We start from the raw sequence: 5,335 nt of genomic DNA, 5'->3' as shown, positions 1-5,335 counted from the left end.
GCTAGGGGCTCATATCGTCGATCGGATCAGAGAGTTGCTCGGCGAGAATGGGTTATCTATTGCCGAGCTGACGGAGCGGAGCCGCCCTCTCCCAACGGATTGATTCAATCGTTGACGCTCCTCCTATCCGGATCCGGGTTTTCGCACGCTGATCAACAGAGTTACAGCGCGCAACGCCTGTAGTGGGCATCAGGGGATGGGTGGCAATCAGGATGATTGCCCACCTTCCAACGATTAACCTTGCTCAAGTTGCTTCACTAGTCGCTCCGCGTCGAGATGGAAGTCCGAGAAAACAATGCTACCGCCAGCGTCGATAACCGTAAACCACGGAGTTCCTCGTGTGCGGTAGTCTTCCATGAAGGTTGGAAACGGCGAGCCGGTCGGTTGCTCGTCGTGACCGAAAACGATAGGAAGCTCATACTTGAGCTGGTTCACGCGCAACTTCTCGAAGGTATTCTCATGCGTTCCTTCGAAGACGGTCTGGATCACTGCGAACCCCACGTCTTTTGAGCTCAACGCTGCATGCAACTTTTGTAGCGTCGGAAACCCATGCAAATGGCAACCTTGGCACCAATGCTGGAAGGCAAACAAGATTTTCGGGCCGGGCCCGATATCTGACAGTTTGAACGGCGCGATACTTTCCCCATCTTTGCCAATCCATTTTTGCACCCGCAGCTCAGGCGCTTGTCGTTCGATCTCGTTCATCTGATCCTCCAACCCCGATACAGAAGCTTAGTGGATGATCGCGCGTCGCGACGGTGCGCGAACGTCCGACCTTATTTTCCCTATTTCCTGAAGCCAGAATAGATCAGATCGACATTTCGTCCTTAATATACTCAAGCTGCCGGCGAGCGCGAACTGGGCAACCATGCGCTGGTGAGCCTTGAGCTTTGCACGCTGCCCATCCGTTTGAGAGCGAACCTGCAACTTCCGCTCCGCATACCGCAGATCAGCGTACGCAGCCTTGGGGTTATCTACCCTATAGCCATTGGGTATTGGGAATCATGCTGGCCTGACGCTATGTTCGATACGCGATTTTTTACGATGATAGAGCATCTGTATCTGATTTTTAGTCGATTGGCTTATTCGGCGGATGTGCGGGCAAATGCTTTACGCAGAGTACTGAAATGAAGGCCGGCTTCGGTCTGCCGTATCGAGCAAGAGGGGTCACTATGGTCACCAGAGGTTTCACCGGTCGCGGTTCAGGCGACCAGTCCGATCGGATTCCGCCAGGTCAGCATCTGGTGGAGGATTTCCCTGTTCTGTCGGCCGGCCCTACGCCGAGGGTAGAGCCCTCCGACTGGAAATTCACAGTCAAAATTGGTCCGAAGCCCGTCAAAACGTGGAATTGGGGCGAATTCAACACTCTACCAAAGACCCAGGTGACAAAGGATATTCACTGCGTCACCTCTTGGTCCAAACTGGATACCGTTTGGGAGGGTGTACTCATTGAAGACATCCTTGCAGATGCAGAGCTTGATCGGCCTACCGATTTCGTCTTGGCGCACTGCTACGATAATTATTCGACAAACGTCCCTCTGACGGATCTGCTTTCCGGGAAAGCGATGGTCGCCCTCAGTTATGCGGGCAAGCCACTTTCCCGCGATCATGGGGGGCCGGCGCGTCTTCTAGTGCCGCACCTTTACTTCTGGAAATCCGCCAAATGGGTGAATGCGCTGCAATTCACGACGCGTGACGAGGCCGGCTTTTGGGAGCTGCACGGCTATCACATCTACGGCGATCCGTGGCGCGAACAACGATACACCCATGACTGAAAACGAAGCGCAAGTCCGTTCGTGGCAATCATGCGTGATCGACGACATCATCCAGCAAACACCGAGTATCAAGAGCTTCTTCCTTCGGTTGAGCAAGCCGTTCGCGCACACCGCAGGTCAGCACGTCGATATCCGGCTGACCGCGCCCGACGGCTACAGTGCAATGCGCAGCTACTCGATCGCGTCATCGGCAGTTTCGACCCCGATCGTCGAGATAGCTATCGAGCGCATGCCGGATGCCGAAGTTTCGCCGTTTTTTCACGACATCGCGGCGATTGGTGACGAAATCGAAGTTCGCGGTCCGCTCGGTGGCCATTTCCTTTGGCCTGAGCCTGCCATAGATCCGGTTCTGTTGATCGGGGGAGGCTCCGGCCTCGTGCCGTTGATGGCAATGATCCGGCAGCGCCGCGCATTGGCCCAAGCCGTTCCGACAGCGTTGCTCCTGTCCGCACGAACCGCCGAGGACGTTCTCTTCTCAGAAGAACTTCATTGCATCGAAATCAGCGATCCGGCGTTCGTCCTGGCGCTCGCGATTACGCGCGAGAAACCGGTTCGCGCATCGGACTTTGCGCGACGGATCGACGGCATGATGGTCCAAGAAATTCTAACCAGGCTTCAGGGAAAGCCGACGCAAGTGTTCGTCTGCGGGTCTAACGGATTCGTCAACATCGCAACCGATAGCGCGCTGCTGGCGGGCTTGGACGCCTCCATCATCAAGACGGAGCGCTACGGGGGCTAGCGGCGCGAGCTATCTCACGTCGCGCCGATCGTAGACGTGCGCCCTGGGAAGCTTTGGCGATCAACGTGAACCGTTTTGCCGAACACAGTCTTCGTACCCCCCGGCCTCTAGAACGCCTTCGCTCGCGATACCTGGCTCGACATCAAGCTCAATTTGAAAGTTCCTGCACTATCCGTCGTCCTGATATGCTCGACCAGCATGATGGGCGATTCGAGCGGGACCGCTTCCGTCCCAATCGAGGCTCGGTTACCTTAGAGCATCGGCTCGGCGCTACAGGAGGCGCGTGCGGCCTCTGCCTGGCGGTGAAAGCACTTTGGGCCATGTCGCCTGGATAGCGGCCAATCGTCAGCATCTGCTCCGATGTCGGCCAAGGTGCAGTCGCCATCTTTGAACGCCGCGAATTGGAGATCAACGCCATGACAGCGATCCGCGTGCAACTGCCGGAGATGCAATATGACAACTGATGTATTGCTGTACACCACGAATTGGTGCCCGTTCTGCCGCCGAGCGAAGGCGCTCCTCAAGGAAAAGGGCGTGCGATGGAAGGAGCTCGATATTGAGGCGGATCCGGCTCACCGGCAGGCCATGGCGGAAGCGTCGGGGCGAAGCTCCGTGCCGCAGATCTTCATCAATGGCACCCTTATCGGTGGCTCCGATGAGCTATTCGCGCTCGATGTCAGAGGCGAGCTCGACAAACTTCTCGGGCGCAACCCGCCTGCCACCTGAGGAGGTGCGGCTTGGGGCAGCCAGCCCGCGAGCCTTCGCCGGTTGATGAATACAAAAGGAGAGTCCGTTGGTCTCAGCCATCTGGAAAGACACTACTATCGCCACAAGCGACGAAACAGTCATCGTCGAGGGAAATCACTACTTCCCACCGTCAGGAGTCGACCTGAGCCTGCTTGAGATGAGCCCGCACACATCTGTCTGTCCGATCAAAGGCGCCGCGCGCTTCTTTCATGTTCGCGCGGGTGACGCGCTCAACGTGAACGCCGCTTGGACCTATCCCGCCCCCACTCCGGATGCCGAGGGTATCCGGGATTACATCGCTTTCTGGAAAGGCGTGGACGTTGCCTAGCAGACTGGACGGACGACTTCGCTGATAGCCATGCGGGCGCCGACATCTCAATTATCCTGCCCACCCCGGGCCTCGTCGGCTGCAGGAATCTGCCCGGCACCTTAGCGCGACCCGGCACTGGCGGTCTCGCACCCGCCGCGCCTCTGTTCTATCAATAAGGATGGATGACATGGAGCATTCCGAGTTCGATGCCGCTTTCGCGAAGCTTGCGGAGGGATACAGAGAAGGGACTTATGAAGGCCGGCGTTTCAGCTTGATCGTCCGGCGATCTGGGGACGGACGTCGCAACAGTCTGTTCGCCAGGGAGTTGGACGGGACTGACATTGTCAGCTTCAACCTCTTCCGCGTTACATCAGATAGGACATTGTTGAAGCCGTGCGAAATGTCCGCCGAAAAGGTCGTAGCGTTCGTGCTGGAGTTCCGACCGGACACCTGACGGGCAGAAGAAGATCCCGGCCAACCGGCGCGCCTGCGACGGCCGGCTATCTAAGGCTGCGCAAGCCTATAGCCGCAGCTCATTGCACTTCGTCTGGCGAGGAATTCAACATCGATACGTCGCCATCCGCGGGGATATCGGTACAGGCGCCCGTGTAAGCCAGATTGAGAAATCCTAAGCGATGACTAACACCAATGACGCCACCCTTCCGACACATTCTATTCTTGAGGAATGCACAGCGATGGCTGTCGTCAACGCTCTGAAGATTATTCTGAAGAACAGCTACGTGATCTACCTTAAGACAAAAAATGCCACTCGGGCGCATCCCGCCCCTACTTCAGGGACTTTCACTTGCTTCTCGCTCTGTCACTCACAGCATCGGCACGCCCATGACGCATGGTATCCAGGCCTCATAATTTTCCCATATAACCTTCTTGTCTTTTGCGCACCCAGAAAGACTCGAGGCTTTAACTGGACAGATGAGCCCTCGAGGGTAGTGTTCACCTGATTGGCTTTCTCATATCTGATGTTGATTCGCACAGTGTGCCAACCAGGTGATAGTTTCAAAAAACCTGCGCTTCAGAGCGAATTAGACGATCTTCGATAAGAGCGATCCGCCTCAAAATCCAAAACATCTAACATTGTCCTAGAGCCATATTTGTACCTAGTACTATGGCGCTCCCATTAACACATTTGATGATGCACAGAAAACTTAGCTCATGATAGCTTTCAGCTAACAGCTATTCGGAAGCCCGAAAGGATTCAACCGTTTAAGCGTGAACCGTCGATTATAAATACTTTCGTAAGTTAGCTTTAAAGGACGCTTTTAGTCCTTGTAAATACGCATTACGACTCCACAGCTACCAAATCCATACGGCGCCAGCAACCATTAAAACACCCGACACTACTAAAACAATAGTAGAGGCGCGATTGCTGCCTTTCAAAGTATGACCAACACCCACATCCATAACTAGGTGTCGAATTCCGGCTACGAGATGATAAATAAATGAAGAGTATACCAACCAGAAACTAACTTTGCCGAAAGGTGAAGAAAAAATCTCCTTGACTTCATTAAAACCCTTTTCTGACTCCAACGATTTGCTCAGCATATACAGTATCAGTCCCAGAAAAATAAAGAGCATAATTCCTGAAATCCGGTGCAGAATCGATGTAAGCGCCGTGAGAGGAAGCTGAATGGTTCGAATATCAAGATTAACCGGCCGCTTTTTATTCATTTTGACTCCAGTCAACAATTCTAGTGGGGGATTTCAGTTTTCGATCTCATTCATCATAGCAGCTGTAACAAAAAT

General features: G+C 54.4%; 7 protein-coding genes. 5 read left to right on the top strand and 2 right to left on the bottom strand.

Going from position 1 to position 5,335, the window contains the following annotated elements; genetic code table 11:
• Nucleotides 1–234: 234 nt before the first annotated feature.
• Nucleotides 235–705, bottom strand: coding sequence for a TlpA family protein disulfide reductase (locus tag ACNPNW_RS01000; protein ID WP_003464979.1), 471 nt, complete (start codon nt 703–705; stop codon nt 235–237).
• A 185-nt stretch (nt 706–890) separates the two neighbouring features.
• Between ACNPNW_RS01000 and ACNPNW_RS00995 the strand changes: the two genes are divergently transcribed.
• The 5 genes from ACNPNW_RS00995 (at nt 891) to ACNPNW_RS00975 (ending at nt 3,589) form a co-directional block, all read left to right on the top strand.
• Nucleotides 891–1,016: a hypothetical protein gene (locus ACNPNW_RS00995; RefSeq protein ID WP_256380712.1), complete on the top strand. Its 126-nt coding sequence runs from the start codon at nt 891–893 to the stop codon at nt 1,014–1,016.
• Between the two features lie 156 nt (nt 1,017–1,172).
• Nucleotides 1,173–1,775, top strand: coding sequence for a sulfite oxidase-like oxidoreductase (locus ACNPNW_RS00990; protein WP_003464980.1), 603 nt, complete (start codon nt 1,173–1,175; stop codon nt 1,773–1,775).
• Nucleotides 1,768–2,514, top strand: a complete 747-nt coding sequence (locus ACNPNW_RS00985) for a ferredoxin reductase (protein WP_002118292.1) — start codon at nt 1,768–1,770, stop codon at nt 2,512–2,514. The genes ACNPNW_RS00990 and ACNPNW_RS00985 overlap by 8 nt, the downstream gene beginning before the upstream one ends.
• 453 nt (nt 2,515–2,967) lie before the next feature.
• Nucleotides 2,968–3,240 (top strand): glutaredoxin 3, encoded by a 273-nt coding sequence (gene grxC / locus ACNPNW_RS00980; RefSeq protein ID WP_005005995.1) that lies wholly within the window; start codon nt 2,968–2,970, stop codon nt 3,238–3,240.
• A 67-nt stretch (nt 3,241–3,307) separates the two neighbouring features.
• Nucleotides 3,308–3,589, top strand: a complete 282-nt coding sequence (locus ACNPNW_RS00975; RefSeq protein ID WP_003464986.1) for a DUF427 domain-containing protein — start codon at nt 3,308–3,310, stop codon at nt 3,587–3,589.
• A 1,296-nt stretch (nt 3,590–4,885) separates the two neighbouring features.
• On the opposite strand, the gene sdhC is transcribed toward ACNPNW_RS00975, so the two are convergent.
• A complete protein-coding gene (gene sdhC / locus ACNPNW_RS00970) occupies nt 4,886–5,260 on the bottom strand; it encodes a succinate dehydrogenase, cytochrome b556 subunit (RefSeq protein ID WP_005005993.1) in 375 nt (124 codons plus the stop codon).
• Between the last annotated feature and the right edge of the window lie 75 nt (nt 5,261–5,335).

This window comes from Acinetobacter endophylla, from assembly GCF_053543775.1.
This window is presented reverse-complemented; position numbering and strand designations above follow the sequence as displayed.

Coding starts and splice junctions, on each gene's coding strand:
- ACNPNW_RS00990 (WP_003464980.1), top strand. CDS start 1,173: ATGGTCACCAGAGGTTTCACCGGTCGCGGTTCAGGCGACCAGTCCGAT.
- ACNPNW_RS00985 (WP_002118292.1), top strand. CDS start 1,768: ATGACTGAAAACGAAGCGCAAGTCCGTTCGTGGCAATCATGCGTGATC.
- sdhC (WP_005005993.1), bottom strand. CDS start 5,260: ATGAATAAAAAGCGGCCGGTTAATCTTGATATTCGAACCATTCAGCTT.
- ACNPNW_RS01000 (WP_003464979.1), bottom strand. CDS start 705: ATGAACGAGATCGAACGACAAGCGCCTGAGCTGCGGGTGCAAAAATGG.
- grxC (WP_005005995.1), top strand. CDS start 2,968: ATGACAACTGATGTATTGCTGTACACCACGAATTGGTGCCCGTTCTGC.